Annotated in this window: 13 protein-coding genes and 1 pseudogene (1 of these 14 only partly in view); 7 read left to right on the forward strand and 7 right to left on the reverse strand. The window is 65.7% G+C overall.

Translation table 11 applies throughout. The features are described 5' to 3' along the window. Nucleotides 1–8,853 carry the final stretch of a non-ribosomal peptide synthase/polyketide synthase gene (locus ACQPXH_RS05590; RefSeq protein WP_433603317.1) on the forward strand. 35,919 nt of this gene lie to the left of the window's left edge, so the window shows 8,853 of its 44,772 coding nt (coding positions 35,920–44,772); the start codon falls outside the window, past its left edge; the stop codon is at nt 8,851–8,853. A 230-nt stretch (nt 8,854–9,083) separates the two neighbouring features. Here the strand turns inward: ACQPXH_RS05590 and ACQPXH_RS05595 are convergent. Together ACQPXH_RS05595 and ACQPXH_RS05600 are read right to left on the reverse strand one after the other, a co-directional pair. Further along, nucleotides 9,084–9,335 (reverse strand): annotated as a pseudogene (locus tag ACQPXH_RS05595) (DUF6968 family protein); the annotation flags it as partial. Nucleotides 9,336–9,428: 93 nt separating this feature from the next. Continuing rightward, nucleotides 9,429–9,662, reverse strand: a complete 234-nt coding sequence (locus ACQPXH_RS05600) for a hypothetical protein (RefSeq protein ID WP_433601257.1) — start codon at nt 9,660–9,662, stop codon at nt 9,429–9,431. A 221-nt stretch (nt 9,663–9,883) separates the two neighbouring features. Between ACQPXH_RS05600 and ACQPXH_RS05605 the strand changes: the two genes are divergently transcribed. The 4 genes from ACQPXH_RS05605 to ACQPXH_RS05620 all read left to right on the forward strand — a co-directional run bounded on the left by ACQPXH_RS05605 (nt 9,884) and on the right by ACQPXH_RS05620 (nt 11,940). After that, a complete protein-coding gene (locus ACQPXH_RS05605) occupies nt 9,884–10,210 on the forward strand; it encodes a hypothetical protein (RefSeq protein ID WP_433601258.1) in 327 nt (108 codons plus the stop codon). Continuing rightward, a complete protein-coding gene (locus ACQPXH_RS05610) occupies nt 10,191–10,730 on the forward strand; it encodes a DUF6879 family protein (protein WP_433601259.1) in 540 nt (179 codons plus the stop codon). The genes ACQPXH_RS05605 and ACQPXH_RS05610 overlap by 20 nt, the downstream gene beginning before the upstream one ends. Further along, the gene (locus tag ACQPXH_RS05615; protein ID WP_433601260.1) at nt 10,727–11,560 is read left to right on the forward strand and encodes a helix-turn-helix domain-containing protein; all 834 of its coding nucleotides are present in this window, start codon (nt 10,727–10,729) and stop codon (nt 11,558–11,560) included. The genes ACQPXH_RS05610 and ACQPXH_RS05615 overlap by 4 nt, the downstream gene beginning before the upstream one ends. Nucleotides 11,561–11,700: 140 nt before the next feature. Then, nucleotides 11,701–11,940 (forward strand): hypothetical protein, encoded by a 240-nt coding sequence (locus ACQPXH_RS05620; protein ID WP_433601261.1) that lies wholly within the window; start codon nt 11,701–11,703, stop codon nt 11,938–11,940. 243 nt (nt 11,941–12,183) lie between these two features. Here ACQPXH_RS05620 and ACQPXH_RS05625 read toward each other — a convergent pair whose 3' ends face one another. After that, the gene (locus ACQPXH_RS05625; RefSeq protein WP_433601262.1) at nt 12,184–13,158 is read right to left on the reverse strand and encodes a helix-turn-helix transcriptional regulator; all 975 of its coding nucleotides are present in this window, start codon (nt 13,156–13,158) and stop codon (nt 12,184–12,186) included. Nucleotides 13,159–13,221: 63 nt separating this feature from the next. On the opposite strand from ACQPXH_RS05625, the gene ACQPXH_RS05630 reads away from it, so the two are divergent. Both ACQPXH_RS05630 and ACQPXH_RS05635 read left to right on the forward strand, forming a co-directional pair. Next, a complete protein-coding gene (locus ACQPXH_RS05630; RefSeq protein ID WP_433601263.1) occupies nt 13,222–14,373 on the forward strand; it encodes an epoxide hydrolase family protein in 1,152 nt (383 codons plus the stop codon). 86 nt (nt 14,374–14,459) lie between these two features. Continuing rightward, complete coding sequence (locus ACQPXH_RS05635; protein ID WP_169814426.1) at nt 14,460–14,612, forward strand: hypothetical protein; 153 nt, start codon at nt 14,460–14,462, stop codon at nt 14,610–14,612. Nucleotides 14,613–14,619: 7 nt separating this feature from the next. On the opposite strand, the gene ACQPXH_RS05640 is transcribed toward ACQPXH_RS05635, so the two are convergent. The 4 genes from ACQPXH_RS05640 to ACQPXH_RS05655 all read right to left on the reverse strand — a co-directional run bounded on the left by ACQPXH_RS05640 (nt 14,620) and on the right by ACQPXH_RS05655 (nt 19,738). Further along, on the reverse strand, nt 14,620–16,614 hold the full coding sequence (locus ACQPXH_RS05640) for a 5-oxoprolinase/urea amidolyase family protein (protein WP_433603318.1): 1,995 nt from the start codon (nt 16,612–16,614) through the stop codon (nt 14,620–14,622). Nucleotides 16,615–16,673: 59 nt separating this feature from the next. Then, nucleotides 16,674–17,294: an urea amidolyase associated protein UAAP2 gene (locus ACQPXH_RS05645; RefSeq protein ID WP_433601264.1), complete on the reverse strand. Its 621-nt coding sequence runs from the start codon at nt 17,292–17,294 to the stop codon at nt 16,674–16,676. Next, the gene (locus ACQPXH_RS05650) at nt 17,291–18,040 is read right to left on the reverse strand and encodes a DUF1989 domain-containing protein (RefSeq protein WP_433601265.1); all 750 of its coding nucleotides are present in this window, start codon (nt 18,038–18,040) and stop codon (nt 17,291–17,293) included. The genes ACQPXH_RS05645 and ACQPXH_RS05650 overlap by 4 nt, the downstream gene beginning before the upstream one ends. Before the next feature lie 162 nt (nt 18,041–18,202). Continuing rightward, a complete protein-coding gene (locus ACQPXH_RS05655; RefSeq protein WP_433601266.1) occupies nt 18,203–19,738 on the reverse strand; it encodes an amino acid permease in 1,536 nt (511 codons plus the stop codon). Nucleotides 19,739–19,876: the final 138 nt, after the last annotated feature.

Genomic DNA, 19,876 nt, shown 5'->3' on the forward strand with positions numbered 1-19,876 from the left:
GGCGAGATCATCAACGCGCCACGCGCCGCGGTGGGCGATCTCGAGTTGCTCACGTCGGTGGAGCGGGAACGGATGCTCGACGGCTGGAACGCCACCGCGCATCCGGTGCGGCCCGAACTGCTGCTCGACGGATTCCGGCGCGCTGTCGTGGCGCAACCGGATGCCGTCGCGCTGGTGTTCGAGGGTGCCGAGCTGGCCCACCCGTCGCCCGACCACCACCCCCCATCGAGTCGCTCCGCGACACTGACGTATCGGGAATTCGACGAGCGGGTGAACAAGCTTGCCCGCCTGTTGATTTCGCAAGGTGTCGGTGCCGAGTCGCTGGTCGGCCTCGCCGTTCGACGGTCGCTGGATCTGGTCGTCGGCATGTACGCGATCGTGACGGCCGGTGGCGCGTATGTGCCGCTGGATCCGGATCATCCGGCGGAGCGGATCGCGCACATCCTGGACACCGCCCAGCCCGCGTGCGTGGTCACCACCGCGGCCGACGCGGTGCCGGTCCCCGCGGACATCCCGGTGCTCGAATTGGATTCGCTGGAGCTGGACGGGTTCTCCTCCGCTCCGATCGAACCCGGTGAGCTGCTGCGCCCGGTAACCCGGGACAACCCGGCTTACGTCATCTTCACCTCGGGTTCGACCGGTCGTCCGAAGGGCGTCGCGGTATCGCACGAGGCGATCAACAACCAGATCGAGTGGATGCTCGCCGAGTACCCGCTCGGCTCGGCCGACGTGTACTTCCAGAAGACCGCCACCACGTTCGACGTGTCGCTGTGGGGTTACTTCATGCCACTGCGCGCGGGTGCGAAACTGGTGGTCGCCACCCACGACGGCCATCGCGACCCGGCCTATGTGGCGGAAGCGATTGCCGCGCACGGGGTTACCGTCACCGACTTCGTGCCGTCCATGCTGACGGTGTTCGCCGCACAGCTGGCGGCGGGCTCGCTGCCGACGCTGCGGGACGTGTTCGTGATCGGTGAGGCGCTGCCGCCGGAAACCGTGACTGCGTGGCGGACCGTTTCGGACGCGGTACTGCACAACCTGTACGGGCCGACGGAGGCCGCGGTGTCGGTGACCTACTGGCCCGCGCGCGAGACGGATGTGCGCACCGTGCCGATCGGCTTGCCGCAGTGGAACACCCAGGTGTTCGTGCTGGATTCGCGGCTGCGGCCGGTGCCCGCCGGCGTGGCCGGTGAGCTGTACCTCGCCGGTGATCAGCTGGCTCGCGGTTACGTCGCGCGGCCGGATCTGACCTCGGATCGCTTCGTGGCCAGCCCGTTCGCGCCCGGTGCGCGGATGTACCGCACCGGCGACCTCGTGGTCTGGCGCGAACCTGCGGATGCGGGCTATCGCCTCGAGTACCTGGGTCGCACCGACTTCCAGGTGAAGTTCCGCGGCCAGCGGATCGAGCTCGGCGAGATCGAAACTGCGCTGCTCGCCCATGGCGCGGTGAGCCAGGCGGTGGCGCTGGTGGCCGCGTCGGCACTGGGCGACCAGTTGGTCGCCTACGTGGTTCCCGCGCCGGGTCAGTCCATCGACCAGCCGACACTGCTGGCCGAGGTCTCGGATGTGCTTCCGGCCTACATGGTTCCGGCCGCCATCGTGGTGCTCGATGCCCTCCCGCTGAATTCCAGCGGCAAGCTCGACCGCAAGGCACTGCCCGAACCGACCTTCACCACGCGCGAATTCCGTGCCCCGGCAACGCCGGTGGAGGAGATCGTGGCGGGCGTCTTCAGTGACGTGCTCGGTATCGAGCGCGTGGGCGCCGACGACGACTTCTTCGCACTCGGCGGCAACTCGCTGGTCGCCACCCAGGTGGTCGGGCGCCTGAGCGCCGCGATCGGCGGCAGGGTGCCGGTGCGCGCGCTGTTCGAGGCGCCGACCGTGGCGGCCCTGGCGGTGAAGCTGGAGCAGCTGTCCGGCGTGGGCGAGCGGCGGCCGCTGGTCGCCGGTCCGCGACCGGATCCGGTGCCGTTGTCGCTGGCCCAGCAGCGCATGTGGTTCCTGAACCGCTTCGACACCGAGTCGGCGGCCTACAACCTGCCCATCGCGGTCCGGTTGACCGGTGCGCTGGATGTCGACGCGCTGCGCGCGGCCATGGCGGATCTGGTCGGCAGGCACGAGATTCTGCGGACGGTGTACCCGGAGACCGCGGGCGCCCCGGCACAGGTGATTCTGCCGGTGGCGCAGGCTGTTCCGGCACTGGAGCTGCGGCCGATCGCGGCCGCGGAACTGGAATCCACGGTGATCGCGGTGATGGCGGCGCCGTTCGACGTCACCGCCGAGGTGCCGGTCCGTATCGAGCTGTTCCAGGTGACCGACATCCCCGGCGCTGTGCCGTCGGGTCGCTCCGCAGGCTCCGCTCCTGTGTCATCGGGTCGCTCCGCAGGCTCCGCTCCTGTGTCATCGGGTCGCTCCGCAGGCTCTGCTCCTGTGTCATCGGGTCGCTCCGCAGGCTCTGCTCCTGTGTCATCGGGTCGCTCCGCAGGCTCCGCTCCTGTGTCGTCGGGTCGCTCCGCAGGCTCCGCTCCTGTCCTGAACGAGTTCGTGCTGGTGCTCGTGGTGCACCACATCGCGGGTGACGGTTCGTCGATGGGACCGCTGACCCGGGATCTGATGACGGCGTACGCGGCCCGCTCGGTCGGCGAATCGCCCACGTGGACGCCGCTGCCGGTGCAGTACGCGGACTACTCCATCTGGCAGCGCGAGCTGCTCGGCAGCGAGGATGATCCGGAGTCGTTGGCGGCCAAGCAGATCGCCTACTGGCAGTCGGCGTTGGCGGATGTGCCGGATCAGCTGGATCTGCCGTCGGATCGCCCGCGTCCCGCCGTGCAGTCCTTCACCGGCGGCAAGGTCGAGCTGAGCATCGACGCCGAAACGCATCGTGCGCTGGTCGGTCTGGCCAGGGCCGAGGGGGCGACGCTGTTCATGGTGGTGCACACCGCCTTCGCGGTAATGCTCTCGCGGCTCTCCGGAACCGATGACATCGCGATCGGCACACCGATGGCAGGTCGCGGTGAGGCCGTGCTCGACGACCTGATCGGCATGTTCGTCAACACCCTGGTGTTCCGTACCCAGCTGGAGCGCGGCGAGGCGTTCACGGATCTGCTCGGGCGTCAGCGCGAAACGGATATCCAGGCGTTCGCGCATGCGGATGTGCCGTTCGAGCGGTTGGTCGAGGTGCTGAACCCGGTGCGGTCGCAGGCGCGTCATCCGCTGTTCCAGGTGGGCCTGTCGTTCCAGAACCTGGCGCGGACCACGCTGGAACTGCCAGGGCTCACGGTGGCCGGATTCGATATCGACACCCAGCTCTCGCAGTTCGATCTGCATCTGATCGTGGCGGATAGCTACGACGAGGACGGGACTCCGTCGGGTATCGGCGGATACTTCACCTACGCCACCGATCTGTTCGACGCGGATACCGTCCGTGGCTTCGCCGATCGCTTCGCACGTGTGCTCGCCGAGATCATCGCGGCGCCGCGCTCGGCTGTCGGCGATCTCGAGATCATGGCAGCGGACGAACTCCGCGAACTGGTCTCCGGCCGCAATGCCACAGCGCACCAGGTGGATTCGTCCGCGACGCTGGCCTCGCTGCTGGATCGGACCGTGGCAGCCACGCCGGACGCGGTGGCGTTGGTCGGCGACGACGGTACCGCCGTTACCTACGGCGAACTCGGCTCCCGGGTTAATCGTCTTGCGCGGCACCTGATTTCGCTGGGTGTCGGTCCGGAGGCGCGGGTGGCGCTCGCGCTGCGCCGCTCGGTGGACCTGGTGGTCGCGATGTACGCGGTGACCCAGGCCGGTGGCGCGTACGTGCCGCTGGATCCGGATCAGGCGGGTGAGCGGACCGACTACATTCTCGAAACCGCTCGGCCGCTGTGTGTGGTGACCGATGCCGACACCGATTTCCAGACCTCGGTGACCGATGTCGTCCGGATGGACGCACTCGCGGACATCACGGACACGCCGATCGCCGACGCGGAGCGGATCGCGCCATTGCGCGCGGCGAATACGGCCTACGTGATCTTCACGTCGGGTTCGACCGGTCGCCCCAAGGGTGTCGCGGTGCCGCATGCGGCGATCGTCAACCAGTTGCTCTGGAAGACGGCCGAATTCGGCCTCGGCGCCGAGGACGCGGTGTTGCTCAAGACGGCCGCGACCTTCGACCTCTCGGTGTGGGAGTTCTGGTCGGCGGCGGTTTCCGGTGGCCGACTGGTCATCGCGTCCGCCGACGGTCATCGCGATCCGTCCTACCTCAACACGCTGATGCGCGATGCCGCCGTCACCACCCTGCATGTGGTGCCGTCGATGTTGGATGCCCTGCTGATCGAATCGGACGGACAGTTGCCCGAGTCGTTGCGCCGGGTACTCGCCATCGGTGAGGCGCTGCCCGCCGCGACGGCGCAGCGGTTCCGGGAGTCGAACGCGGCCGGTCTGTTCAACCTCTACGGCCCGACCGAGGCCGCGGTCTCGATCACCAACCACGAGGTGACCGATGCGGACACCGTCTCGGTGTCGATCGGTGCCCCGGAGTGGAACAGCCGTGTCTACGTGCTGGATTCGCGGTTGGGTCCGGTGCCGGTGGGTGTTTCGGGTGAGCTGTATCTGGCCGGTGCGCAATTGGCACGCGGCTACTTCGGCCGGGTCGATCTGACCGCGGAGCGGTTCGTGGCCGATCCGTTCGAATCCGGCGCTCGGATGTACCGCACCGGTGACCTGGTGGCTTGGAATGCTCATGGTGAGCTGGAGTACCGCGGCCGCACCGACTTCCAGGTGAAGATCCGCGGTTTCCGTATCGAGCTCGGCGAGATCGAGGCGGCGCTGCTGCGCCAGACCGCGATCGCGTCGGCCGCGGTGCTCGCGCATACCGATCCGGCACTGGGTGACCGCTTGGTCGCCTATGTGGTTCCGATTACCGGCGAATTCGACAAGAGTGCGGTGCAGTCGGCGTTGGCCGCCGAGTTGCCGTCGTATATGGTGCCGAGCGCCTTCTTGGCGCTGGACGCCCTGCCGCTCAATGCGAACGGCAAGCTCGATCGAAACGCCTTGCCGCAGCCCACCTTCGAACATGCCGCCTTCCGCGCGCCGGTTTCCCCGGTCGAGCAGATCGTGGCCGGTGTATTCGCCGATGTGCTCGGCATCGAACGGATCGGCGCCGACGACGACTTCTTCGCACTCGGCGGTAACAGCATCCTGTCGATCCAGCTGGTATCGCGGGCGAAGGTACAGGGCGTGGTGTTCTCCGTGCGCGATGTCTTCGACCAGCGCAGCGTCGCCGGACTCGCCGCGATCGCGTCCTCGGCCGCGGATCTGCGGCAGGCGACCATGGCCGAGCTGCCCGGTGGTGGGATCGGCGAGATCCCGCTGCTGCCCGGTATCGCGGCGGTATCGGCGAACGACACGGCGTACCAGCGCTTCTCCTACGAGGCGGCGGTGGCATTGCCGAGCGAACTCGACGGGGATCGGCTGCGTGCGGCGATCGCCGCCCTGGTCGACCGGCACGATGCGCTGCGCACTCGCTTGCGCAAGGTCGACGAGGCCTGGGAATTCGAAGCGCTCGAGCGCGGCGCCATCGATATCGATGCGCTGGTGCACGAGGTCGCCTTCGATGCCGTCCTCGACCAGGACTACGGCTATGACGAACTCATGCGCCTGGCCGACAACGAACGCGCCGCCGCCGCGGATCGCCTCGATCCGGCCAACGGTGTGATGGCGCAGTTCGTGCGCTGTACCGCCGACCGGCTCGACGGCGGCAACTTCATGCTCGTCGTGGTGCACGGCTTCGCGGCCGATCCGAAGTCCCTCGGCATCCTGACCGGCGATCTGCTCGATCTGATCGCCGACGACCAGGGCGCCCTGCCCGAGGTCGGTACCTCGCTGCGGCGCTGGGCCTACGGCCTGACCGAGCAGGCGAGCGACCGCGCCGCCGAACTGCCTTTCTGGCAGGAGGTTTCGGCCACACCCGATCCGCTGCTCGGCGCGCGGGCCTTCGATCCGGCTTTGGATACCGTCGCCACCACGCGCCGGGTCCGTATCGAGGTGCCGATGGAGATCTCCGAGGTCCTGCTCACCATGGTCCCGGCGCGGTTCCACGGCGGCGTGCCGGACGGGCTGCTGTCGGCATTGGCCATGGCGCTGGTGCGCTGGCGCGGTGCGGAGCATGGATCGGATGTACTGATCCGGCTCGACGGAGACGGCCGGGCGGCGGTCGACGGTGCCGAATTGTCGCGCACCGTGGGCGCTTTCACCGCCGTCTACCCGGCCCGGCTCGCGCTGAACGGGATCGATCTGGCCGATGCGTTCGACGGCGGCGCTGCCGCCGGTTCGCTCATCAAGTCGGTGAAGGAACAGCTGCTCGCGGTGCCCGATCATGGCGTCGGCCACGGGCTGCTGAATCTGCCGCTGGCCGGTCAGGTCGGCTTCCGATACCAGGAAGCGGCGATCAAGACCGAGCGGGATGCCACCATGCCCGCGAACGGTGCGCTCGATATCGCCGTCACCGTCGGCGACGAGGACGACGGTCCGCGGTTGCTCGCCACCTTCGAGTTCCCGGTCGGGCTGCTGTCCCCGGAGCAGGTGCAGGAGTTGGCGGAGCTGTGGGTTGCCGCGCTGACCGCGCTGGCGAAGCACGCGCAGCGGCCGGACGCCGGTGGTCATACGCCGTCGGATCTGCCGCTGGTGCGGGTCGGCCAGGCCGATATCGACCTGTGGGAGCAGACCTACCCGGGCCTCGACGATGTCTGGCCGGTCTCGCCGCTGCAGTCCGGTCTGCTCTTCCACGCGCTGATGACCACGGCCACCGTGGACGTCTACACCATGCAGGCCGTGGTGCAGCTGGCCGGAGCGGTCGATGTGGCGCGGTTGCACGCGGCGGCGCAGGCGATCCTGGATCGATACCCGAACCTGCGCACCGCATTCGTCACCGATTCCACCGGTCAGGTCCGCCAGGTCGTGCTCGACCGGATCGAAGTGCCCTGGCGCATCGAGGATCTCACCGATGTGCCGGAGGCGGAGCGGGCCGACGAACTGCGTCGCCGGATCGATGCCGACCATGCGGACCGCTTCGACATGTCCAGCCCGCCGCTGGTGCGCTACACGATGTTGCGCACCGCTGCCGAGGAATGGACGCTGGCGATTACCACGCACCACGTGCTGATCGACGGCTGGTCGATGCCGCTGCTGATGCGGGATCTGCTGGTGCTCTATGCGACGCGTGGTGATCAGTCGGCACTGCCGCAGGTCTCCTCCTACCGCGACTTCCTGGACTGGCTCGCCACTCGCGATCAGGACGCGTCGCTGCGGGTCTGGGCCGATGCCTTCGACGGTGCGACCGAACCGACCGAATTGGCGCCGCCGGCGCGGACGGCCGAGACCTACGAGACCGCGAAACTGATCACCGAGATCGACGCCGACCGCACCCGTCAGCTGACCAAGCACTGCGCCGAACTCGGCATCACGGTCAACACCCTGGTGCAGGCGGCCTGGGGCATCCTGCTCGGTAGGCTCACCGGCCGCGCCGATGTGGTCTTCGGCGCCACGGTGTCGGGTCGGCCCGCCGAGCTGCCCGGCGTGGAATCGATGGTCGGTCTGTTCATCAATACGCTCCCGGTCCGGGTGCGCATCGATGACCGCGCGACCGTCGACGATCAGCTCGAGCGGTTGCAGCGTGACCAGACCGAGCTGCTCGACCACCACTACGTCGGCCTGTCCGATATCCAGCGGGCCGCTGGAATCGCCTCGCACTTCGACACCCTGCTGGTGTTCGAGTCCTACCCGATCGATCGGGAGGCGATCGCCGCGGCGAGTTCGATCGACGGCATGTCGGTGACCGGTGTCGGCATGGAAAGTGCGACGCACTATCCGCTCACCCTGCAGGTGACCGCGGAGTCCACCCTCGAATTCACCTTCGAGTACCTGCTCAGCCGGTTCACCGCCGAAGAGGTGGAGACCTTGTCCACCAGGCTGCTCCGGGTGCTGGACGCACTGCTCGGTGATCCGGCCGGACTGGTCGGCGATATCGATATCCTCGATGCCGGTGAGCGGGCCCGCCTGCTCGTCGAATCCGGTATCGCGGCAACGGCACCCGCACCGGAACCGGTCGGCCGGGTCGGTGCGCGCACGGTGTCGCGGGTGCTCGCCGAGGTGGTCGAGGCCGATCCCGAGGCGCCCGCGCTGCTGGTGGACGGCGACGAAATCGCCTACCACGTCCTGGATCGTCGTTCCTCGCAGCTGGCCCGGGTGCTCATCGCGCACGGCGCCGGACCCGGCGATGTGGTGGCGCTTGCGCTGCCGCGTTCGGTGGATGCGGTGGTCGCGGTCTGGGCAATCCAGAAGGCCGGTGCCGCCTGCCTGTTCGCCGGTGATCTGTCCGCCGCCGAAATGGCCACCGCCGGAGCCGGTTTCGGTATCACGCTGGAACCGACCGACGGCCCGATCAACTGGCTGGTCCCGAGCGATCCGGCGGTCCGGGCCGAACTGGCCGCCGCCCCATCGCACCCGGTCTCCTACGCCGATCGGGTCCGCCCGCTCGCCGAGGAACACCCGGCCTTCGTAATCCTCACCGCCGACGGCGCCGTACGCGCCTTCAGCCAAACCGAGGCACTCGAGCAGGCCGAGCAGGTCCGCTCGGAGTACGACATCGATTACGAGTCGACAACCTTCACCACCGCCATCTCGGGTCGAGCCGCATTCCTGGAGTCCATGACAGCAGCCGTTGCCGGAGCGTTGTCGGTGCTGCCCGGTGCGGACGACATCGCCGATGATTTGGCCGACGGCGAGGTCACCCACTGGTTCGTCACGGTGGGCGAGTCGACCGACGCGGCGAACGAGGACGTGCGAATCGTGATCGTCGAGTAACCGAGACCGCCCGGGCGGTACACGAAAGTAAGAGCCCCGCACCTCGAAAGGTGCGGGGCTCTTGTCTTTCCGCTTTACAGTCGGCCAGTCCCGTCTCGGTGCACTGCCTGCCCTGCGGTCACCACCGCGCGGTTCGTGGACCACTCCATCAAGCGCGACACTGGTCGCCGATTCGGTGCATGCCACCCCGACCAATCGGTCGGAGGTCGTGCGCACCTGGGGCCTATGTGTCAGCTTCGAGGAAATCCGAGGTCGGATTCCCCGAGGAACGTGTACTCGCCGTCGTTGGCTTCGAGCAGACGACCGGCGAAGACCATTGCCTCGATCAGGGCCTGTACCGCATCCACACCGAAGATAGCCCGGGTCAACGGCTCCGTCTCCATGCCTTCGATCCGGACGGGGCATGAGTAAGAACCGCTTTCGGACGGCTCCGGCTTCCCGAACGTGACGATGTTCGGCGTCCGTGGTTCGGATCTCCCTGACGGTGCTGTCCTTCGGAATCTGTTCCGGCCACACGATCACTCCGACGGTCACTGCCAGCGGTAGCCCGATCGCGACAACCCAGCCGAGCGCGATCACGGCAGGTCTCGGAGCAGTCGCAGCACCGTGGCGCACGTCTCGGCGTCGGCAGGTTCGACAGGGCTGACGCGATGATTCACAACGGCAGCACCCGGAACCCGTTGCGGTAGCGAATGATTGGCTGGAGTCCACAACTCCAGGTACACCCCCGGGCCGTCGTTCTCGTCGCCGTAGTCGGCGACCTCCAACAACCCTCCTGGGAACACGAACAGTCTTGTGCGCCTGTCCATCTCGACTCCTGTTGTCCAGTGTTGGTAGGCACCCCGTGACCGGTATGGCGTCACATGTCACGGGGGCCAGCTCAGACGCTAAGGAGTCCCCGAGCAGCAACACCAGAAAGTTGCAAAAAGTTGCTCAGATTCGTCTATCAGGCAACAAAGGTTTGAGATGCAGGGGATCATGTAGCCAGCACGAGAAACTTCGTGCACCCAATTAGATAGGAGGCTTGGACATGGGCTTGAGGTTCCTCGGGAAGGGTGGCTCAGAGGTCACAGGATGCCCTTCCCTCTACGCCACCGACGACGGCTACCTTGCTCAGGGGTGGATCACCGACCGACCCGAAACCGTTGAGATACCTCATCTCCTACTCGGCTTCCTGGAGCCGGATACGTTCATCGGAGCCACGCTCACTGACACCGGCAGGGGTACCTTCACCCTTACAGGTCAACCTGTAACCGACGCTGAGACGCTGGGGCAGCTAGACCTAGCCGACAACGAAACCGCTATCGAAGTACCGATGTCACAGAGGATGTTTTACGGTGCAGTACCTTCGAAATGATTGGTCAACCTGGTTGGGCTTCTTCCACGGTTGTAAGGCTCGAGCATTTCATTTGGAGGTCAGAGACGCTTATGCCGTTCCACAGGAAAACGAACGCTTTCGCCGATTCCTCAACGGCGAGCCTCCGACGGTTGACGACTACAAGAACGATTGGGTTGCCCTCGTTCAAGATGCAACCGTGCGGGGTGTGGAAATTAGCCGCGTGCGAGTTGTAACCATCCCCCACTCGGATTACCAACGATGGCTATTGTCTGTCACTAAGGGCAATGTGGAGGCGGGCGAAGATATTCGTTACGTACCGCGCCATCTCGCCGGGGAGGTGCCACCCGATGATTGGTGGCTCATCGATAATGATCGGGTGGTTTTCAACCTCGTTGACGAGCAGGGCGCACAGGCAGAAGGGGTGGCCGTCACTACTGACTCCCGCATAGTCGAATACTGCCAGAGTGTGAAACAACGGCTTTGGGATTTGGCTACGCCGTACGTCGAATATGTCGATAGCGACTACGGCCGACAGTGACAGGTGTTGACGACGCGCGCGAAGCTCTCGGAGCGCGGCTCCGGGAGCTTCGCCGCAGATCGGGTATCACTGGCCGGAGGCTCGCCTCTCTGTCTGGCTGGCACCCGTCGAAAGTCTCGAAGATCGAATATGGGCGGATCAAGCCGTCTGACTCCGATATACGCGCCTATTGTGAGCATGCGAATGCAGCCGATCAACTCGAGGACCTGCTCGCGACCCTCCACAACATCGATACTGCTTATCTGGAGTGGCGGCGAATCCTTGCTACCGGGGTGAAGCGCCGACAGCAGAAATCTGTGAAGCTCGAAGCGGAGGCGAATAGCCTCCGTGTCTACACCACTCAAGTAGTTCCTGGTCTCCTCCAGACCGCCGAATACGCTGAGGCCATCCTCAGGCGTCATGTCGAGTTCTATCGAGTGCCCGATGATGTAGAAGAAGGCGTATCCAAGCGGATGGACCGGCAACGCATTCTCTATCAGCGTGAACACCGGTTTCACTTCCTGATCAGTGAGCAGTCGCTATTTACGACTGTTGGGAATGACGATGTGATGCGAGGGCAACTCGATAGGTTGGCGTCAATCATCGGAATTCCCCGGATCACTATAGGTATTATTCCGGCTATTGCCGAAGCGCTCATCGTTTCGAACAGCTTTGTCATGTTCGACAACCGCATGGTTATGGTTGAGAGCACGGCGGCAGAGCTGACAATCACTCAGCCGAGAGAAGTTGCGATCTATGGCCGGGCGTTCGATGTGCTTGCCGGTCAATCGGTTACAGGTGAGGCAGCGCGGGAACTTATCCGGAAGGCGCTCGAAAGGCGGGCTAGATAGCCGTCTGACGGACGGCCTATCCAGCTCTTGGGCCGCCCGCCCCCGTCCTGGGCCTGGTTGTGCGTGCGTGGCCCGTATCGACTGAGGGTAGGCCGTTAAGCCCGACTATCGCTCGTTTACGCATCAGTAAATCAACGACCATGCAGGACGCAATGGTCAAGCCCGTGCTCTACGCGGCCGCCGAAATCCCCAACTACTGGCGCGTCGAGATCAACCCGTTCAAAGGCCAGCTCACCGACGAAAAGTTGCCGGTCCTGTTCGCACACGCCCTTGGACCGGAAGACGCCTACGAACGGACGCACCGGGTGGCGGCCGGAGACACCGTCACCCTGCGCAGTCCTTTCGAATTCACCGTGGATCCGGCGTCACTGATGCCATGAGCCGAACTTGTCGTTCGGCGATCATGTGTATGGATCGATCGTTCCTGGGCAGGTGGTCCAGGTCGCGGCCGCGCAGGTACGAAGGCCAGCAGTTCATCGACCGACAACAAAACGATCCCAACTGACCCGCGCCTGCGTTATCCGCCTCCGGCAACTCGCCGAGCGTAGTGATATGGCGGTCGGATTCGGCGTGGGCGACCACCATTCGACTGCGTTCGACGACACCCCAGGGGGCGAGCAGTGTCACCCGTCGTTGCGGTGTGGCTGTTGGTTGATTGCTGTGGTAAGGCGGGTGGTGAGTTCGCGGATGTGGGCAATCAGTTCGGGGGGTTCGTGGATTCGGCAGTCGAAGCCGAAAGTCGCTATGTAGACGGCGAGTTCGTCCAGGGAGTTGGAACCGGTGCGGAGTAGGCAGGTCCGGTCGTCGATGGCCTCGATGACGCCGACGGTCGGGGCAATGCGTTCTGCGGCGACCTGGGCGGGTACGTGCAGGGTGACGCGGGCGACATAGCGGTAGGGGGAAGTCGTTGTGCCACTGGTGACGTAGTGGGCGAGGTCGGTTTCGGGTGGCTCGCGCGGGGTGAAGCGGGGGCCGGTGGGAATGCGGGGGTGCAGGCGGTCGACGCGATAGGTACGCCAGTCCGCGCGGTCGATGTCCCAGCCGATGAGGTACCAGTGCCGACCGGTGTGCGCCAGCCGATGCGGTTCGGTGGTGCGCAATGATGTTGTGCCGCTGTGGGTTCGGTAGTCGAAGCGCAGACGGTGATTGTCGCGGATGGCGCCGGCGACGGCGGTCAGCACATCGGGATCGACGGTGGGGCCCGCGGAAGGCACTGTGACAGTGACCGATTGGAGCAGGCTGACGCGATGCCGCAGCCTCGACGGCAGCACCTGCTCGAGTTTGGTGAGCGCGCGCAAAGAGCTGTCCGCGATGCCCGCGATGGTGCCGCCCGCCGCGGTGCGCAGCCCGACGGCAACGGCCACCGCCTCATCGTCGTCGAGCAGCAGCGGCGGCAGTTTCGCCCCCGCCCCGAGGCGGTACCCGGCCACACCGGCGGTCGCGTCGACCGGATAGCCGAGGTTGCGCAATTTATCGATATCGCGGCGCACTGTGCGCACATCGACGTCGAGGCGTTCGGCGAGTTCGGTGCCGGTCCAGTCGCGAGGAGTCTGCAATAGCGACAGCAATCGCAGCAGGCGCGCGGAGGTTTCCAACATGACTGAAAGTCTGCCGCAAACCTAGGGCTGAAGCTGTCCTAGGTGGCCAATAGTGTGGTTCTCATGAGCACAGAAATCACCCCGTTCCGCATCGAAATCCCTCAGCAGCAGCTCGATGACCTGCGCAATCGTCTCGACAATGCGCGCTGGCCCGCACCGCTGCCCGGCGATGGCTGGGACACCGGCGTGCCGACTACCTGGCTGCGCGAACTGGTCGACTACTGGCGCACCGACTACGACTGGCGCGCCGCCGAGGCCCAGCTCAACACCTATCCGCAATTCACCACCGAAATCGACGGGCAGCGCATCCACTTCCTGCACGTCCGTTCGCCCGAGCCCGATGCCCTCCCGCTGATGCTGACGCACGGCTGGCCCGGGTCGGTCGTCGAATTCCTCGACGTGATCGGACCGCTCACCGACCCGCGCGCCCACGGCGGCGATCCCGCCGATGCCTTCCACCTGGTCATTCCATCGCTGCCGGGTATCGGATTCTCGGGTCCGGTCACCGAGAGCGGCTGGACGATCGAGCACATCGGCGCGGCCTGGGCGGAGCTGATGCGCAGGCTCGGTTACCAGCGCTACGGCACCCAGGGTGGCGATGTCGGCGCCGCGGTGAGCCCGCAGGTCGGGCGAGTCGCACCGGATCGTGTTGTCGGCGTGCACGTCAACGGTCCCGGACCGATCAAGACACAGCAACTCGACGAGGAAGAGTTGGCGAGTCTGACCGATCTCGAACGCGACCGGATCCGGCGCATCGAGGCATTCATGCGCGAGGAGTACGGCTATATCGCGATTCAGTCGACCCGCCCGCAGACCTTGGCGTACGGGCTGGTCGATTCACCGGTCGGCCAACTCGCCTGGATCATGGACAAGTTCCGGGAATGGACCTATCCGCGAAATGTCGACCCGGACAAGATCATTGATCGGGATCGGCTGCTGACCAATGTGATGCTGTACTGGCTCACCGGCACGGCGGGCTCGGCCGCCTACGTCGTCTATGCACAGGCAGGCACCTGGGGCGCACCCAAACCGAACTCCGGTGTGCCGACCGCCGGTCTGGTCCTGGCCCATGACGTCGCCATTCGCCGGTACACCGAAGTCGAGAGCACCATCACCCGCTGGAACGATGTGGACCACGGCGGGCATTTCGCGGCGCTGGAGGAACCGGTACTGCTGACAGACGATATTCGCGAATTCTTCCGCGAACTGCGCTGAAAACATGGGCCTGTTCCAGCATGTCGCGGCCCGAGCAGGCTCACAATCAATGGCAGCACGACGGTGGCAATGCAGAGGTGAGCGCCATGAGTGAGCCGAGACGGATTACTCAGCAACATCGGGAAGACTTCTGGCGGAGCTGCGGCTGGTCACCGGGTCTGCCCGAGGCCGAACGACGCCATATCGAGGAACTCTGGGATGACGAGTCCATCGATATGGCAGAGCTCTTCGGCTGGTAATGCGCGATCAGGCGGTGAGTTCACCGGCCTGCCGCCAGGAGTCGCGTTCGGCGGCAAAGGCTTCGGCCTGTACCGCGCGGAATTCGTCTATGGATTCGGCATTGTCGGTCAGGAACTTGCGATAGTCGGCGAGCGCGAATTCACCGTCCTCGGCCCGCACCTGCACCTTGCCCGCCGCGAAATCGGCCCGCAGGTCGAGGAGTTCATCGGCCTCGACCGGATACCAGTGGATCCGGTCGAAATAGCGTAGTAGCCAAGGGGATTCGTCGCGCAGGGTGCCGGGGTGACGGTGGTTCCAGACTTGGGTCGTGCGGCCGACGAATTGGTAGCCGCCGGGACCTTCCATCCCGTAGATGCACAGATAAGCACCGCCGATGCCGACGGCATTCTCAGGAGTCCAGGTGCGGGCCGGGTTGTACTTCGTCGTGACGAGCCGGTGGCGTGGGTCGATCGGGGTGGCGACCGGTGCGCCGAGATAGACGTCGCCGAGACCGAGGACCAGATATTCGGCCCCGAAGACAGTGTCGTAGACGTCCTGTACCGACGCCGATCCGTTCATGCGCCGGATGAATTCGATATTCCACGGGCACCAGGGTGCGTCCGCGCGCACGCCGTGCATATAGCGGGTGATCGCCTCCCGCGTGGCCGGATCGTCCCAGGACAGCGGCAGGTGCACGGTGCGGCTCGGCACCACGAGCCGGTCGGAAGCGGAGATGCGCTGTTCGGCTTCGGTGAGCAGATCGAGCAGCGTGGAGACCGGCATGACCGCCGGATCGACGCGGATCTGCAGAGAACGGACACCCGGCGTCAGCTCCGTCACGCCGCGCACACCGACCTCGAGCAGGTGCTGGTGCAAGGCGTGCACGCGGGCGCGCAGACCGAGATCCAGTGTCATGGTGCCGTATTCGACGAGTACGCCGTCGTCTCCCTGACGGCGGTAGGTCACCCCGGTCTCGTCGTCGACATCGGTGTGGCGCAGTACACCGTCATCGCCGTCGCCGCCGGGGGAGAGCACCGTGGGCCACGCGGCGCGCCGGGCCGGGCCGAGTTCGCGCACCGAGGCGGCGCGATCGCTGCGGATCGGGACGAAGCGCACGGCATCGCCCGGCGCGAGCTGACCGAGTTTCCATCGATCGGCGGCGACCACCGTCACCGGGCAGACGAAGCCGCCGAGGCTGGGTCCGTCGGGGCCGAGCAGGATCGGCGTATCACCGGTGAAGTCCAGCGCCCCAACCGAATACGGGGTGTCGTGGATATTGGACGGGTGCAGACCGGCTTCGCCGCCATCGGTCCTGGCCCATTCGGGTTTCGGGCCGATCAGTCGTACGCCGGTGCGATCGGAATTGAAATGCACCTCGTAGTCGGTGCCGACGATCGTGTCGAAGTCATCGCGGGTGAAGAACTCCGGTGCGCCGTGCGGACCTTCGGTGACGGCCAATTCCCACCGCCGGGACAGGACCGGCTGCTCCTCCATCGGCACTGCTGCCGCCACCCGGCCCTGAGGCACGCCGAGCGGCAGCATTTCACCGGCACGCAACGCGGCACCCGCGCTGCCGCCGAACTTGCCGAGCGTGAATGTGGCCGCGCTACCCAGATATTCGGGCAGTTCGATACCGCCCGCGATCAGCACATAGCAGCGCATGCCGGGTCCGCTTATCGCGCCGATATCGAGAATTCCATCCGCCGGGACCAGCACCGTTCGCCACTGCTGGACGCGAGTCCCGTCCACGGTGACATCGGTCGGCGCACCGGTGACACACACCCAGGTGGGCGCGGAAAACCTCAGCGCGGGACCGCCGAGTGTGCACTCGAGGCCGGCCGCACCCTCCGGATTGCCGAGTACACGGTTGCCGAGCCGGAACGACAGATCGTCCATCGGTCCCGAAGGCGGAACGCCGACGTGCCAATATCCGATCCGCCCCGGCCAATCTTGCACCGTGGTGAGCATTCCCGGCCGTACCACCTGCGCTGAACCGACGGCGCGCGTACCCTCGATCGGCATCGCGCCCTCGGTGGGGCCGGTAACTTCGCTCTGCGCGACAACCGCTAGGTCGGCGAGGGTCATCGGGTAACCACCATTCGCACGGGTGTGGGATCGAAGCCGTTGCAGGGGTTATTGATCTGCGGGCAATTCGACACCAGCACCAACGTGTCGATCTCGGCGCGCAGCGTGACCTTCTTTCCCGGAGCCGACAATCCGTCGACAATGCCGAGGGTTCCGTCGGCCTCGACCGGAACATTCATGAACCAGTTGATATTCGACACCAGATCACGTTTGCCCAGTCCCCATTTCAGTGCTTCGGACAGGAAGTTCTCCACACAGGCGTGCTGGTGGCGGGTGTGATGGCCGTAGCGCAGCGTATTCGACTCCTGGGAGCAGGCCCCCGCGATGGTGTCGTGGTTGCCGACCTCGTCGGCGAGCACGGTCATGAGTGCGGTGCCCGCATCGGTACGCAGCACGCTGCCGGTCCCGATGAAGATATTGCGCTGTGCGGTAATGGTGGCCTGCGCGCTATAGCGGTCGGTGTGGTCGGCCGCCGAGTACAGCAGGCAGTCCACCGCCTGATTTCCGTGCAGGTCGATGATTTCGAGCTGATCGCCCGCGCGGACCACGGTCGACCACGGCGCGCAGGCGGGCACGGTTTCCTCGAGCACAACGGTGCGGGTCGGTGCCGAGATCATGCTCCTACCTCCAGAGTCGCGGCCGTCCAGGCCTGTTCGGTGTTCTCCACGGCCCGCAGATACTCCGGATCGGAATTGTGCCGCACGGCAAGCTCTTCCGGTGCGGACCAGGCGACGATGTCGAGATCCGTCGCGGGCCGGTCGTCGAGCGGGTGTGCGGTGTCGACGACGAGCAGCACCACCGGCAGGTGGATGAGCAGGTCGACCGAGGAGCCAGCGCCCGCACTACCGGTGGCGGTCAGCGCACCATCGGATTCGACGCGGACGCCGCGGAAGAAGGAAACGGTCGGCCCGATATCCCGCGGTCGGAGTCCTTGCTTCGCACCCGCGAGCCGCAGCAGCGCACGGCCTTCGGGAGTCGGGCCGCACAGGGTGTCGTGCCGACCTGACGTGTCGGCGACCACGGTGGCCAGCACCCGCCCCTGATCCGAGAGCAGTGGATGTCCGGCACCCAGATACGCCTGCCACGGCACCTTCACCGTATCGGCGACATTGAGCCGCTCCCACGGTGCGTCGGCCCGCAGCAGCAAGACGTGCGCGCATGCGGCACCGGCGGGGTCGCGCAAACGCAGTCCGGTTCCGCGACCGAGTACGACATTCGCGTATCCACCGGCCGGAATGCGTTGTGCGAAAGTGATATTCGCCGCTGCGACGTCATCCGGTAGTTCAGGTCCGGCAATGGTCGCGGCGGTGGCTTGCGACCTCGCATGTGCGCGCGCTCCGGTAGTGGAGGCTGTGCTGGTCATCGTTGTCCCTAAAGGTCGTAGTCGTCTCGAGGGTGCTCTGGACGCCCAGGGCGGTGGGTAGCTGATCGTTGGTTGCAGTTGTCGTGTTGTTGTGGCTCGAAGGGGAATGGCTACCCCTGTCGCGGCGGCGGTGGGCGTCAGTACCCACCGCCGCACGCAAGGTCAGGCGAGCTGGGTGGCGGGTTCGAGACTTTCGGTGCTCGGCCTCGCATTGACGATCCGATGCACGACAACTCCGACGGCGACCACGATCACCACGAAAAGCGGTGCGGCCCAGAGCATCCACCAGCTGCCGCCGTTCGGCGTATAGACCTCGGCACGCGGCCAGGCCAGGTTCACCGCCATCGCGATGCCCCAGACGACAGCGAGCGCATTGATCGGAATTCCGAAGCGACCCAGGCTGAACAGCCCGGCAGCACCGCTTTCCCAGCCCCTGATCCGCCGCATTAGCAGCGGCACCGTGACCAGCAAATACGCCAGATAGAGCGTCACGATGCAGACGCTGGCCAGGGTGGCGAAGATCGCCGCATTGCCGAGGTTGAGCACCAGCAGACCGATACCGAGCACACCGATGATCACCGCGGGCAGCACCGGTGTGCCGAAGCGCGGATGCACCACAGCCAGGCGACGGGCGAAGGGAAGCTTGCCATCTCGCGCCATCGAGAACATCAACCGCGAGCCCGCGGTCTGAATTGCCAAGGTGCACACCGTAATCGCCACTGCGACGCATCCGAGCAGCACCTTGCCCGCCGGGCTGTCCAACTTCGAGGTGAGCACATAGGCCAGGCCCTCGGTGCCCAACGAACCGTCATCCAGACTCGGCGCTGCCATCAATGCACCGAGCAGCAGCAGTCCACCGCCGAGCGCGGAGACCGAGAGCGCGGTCAGAATGGTGCGCGGCGCGACCCGGCGTGGATTCTTGGTCTCCTCGGAAAGCTCTCCGGCGGAATCGAATCCGACCATCACATAGGCAGCCATCAAACCGGAGACGAGGAACGCCGCCCAATACGACCCGGGTGCGGCCTGATCGGTTTGCAGCACCACACCCGGCCCGCGCTCGGTGTGGGTGAAGAACAGCGCGATGATCGCCAGCACGCCGATGATCTCCACGGTGACGCCGATCGAATTGATCCGCGCCATCAGATCGATGCCGATCACATTGATCACCGTGGTGAGCACCAGCAGGATGCTGCCGAGCAGTACCGCATTGGTGGCGCCGGAGGTCGAGGTGAGCGCGGTGTCGTCGCCGACGATCTGGAATCCGCTCCATATCGATGGGAGCACCACCTGTAGCGCGATCGCGGCGGCAGCGGCCGTGACAATCTGCGCGATCACCATCATCCACCCGGCGAACCAGCCGACGACCTCGCCGCCGAGCCGACGCGACCACTGGTAGATACAGCCCGAAATCGGATAGCGCGCAGCCAGTTCGGCGAAGTTCAGCGCGACCAGGAACTGTCCGGCGAACACGATCGGCCAGGTCCAGAAGAATGCGGCACCACCGAACGAATAGCCGAAGCCGAAGAACTGGAAGATCGTGGTGAGGATCGAGACGAAGGAGAATCCGGCCGCGAATGAGGCGTAGCGGCCGAGTTTGCGGTGTAGCGTCGGCTGATAGCCGAAGCCGGCCAGGTCGGCATTGTCCTGGTCGGCGGGCGGTGGGAGGACGAGGGCGGGGGAATCGACTTTGGTGGCCATGGGGGGATCCTTCGCGAGCGGCCAATACCTATCGCATGACAGTTTTGCGCTCGCGATCGCGTTTTCGGTGTCCCTCGTGTATCGCTACCGGTAACGCCGGTAACTTCTGCGTTGCCTGGATTTCTATCGAGTGACAGA

It is taken from the genome of Nocardia sp. CA-135953 (assembly GCF_050955735.1).
GTDB lineage: Bacteria > Actinomycetota > Actinomycetes > Mycobacteriales > Mycobacteriaceae > Nocardia.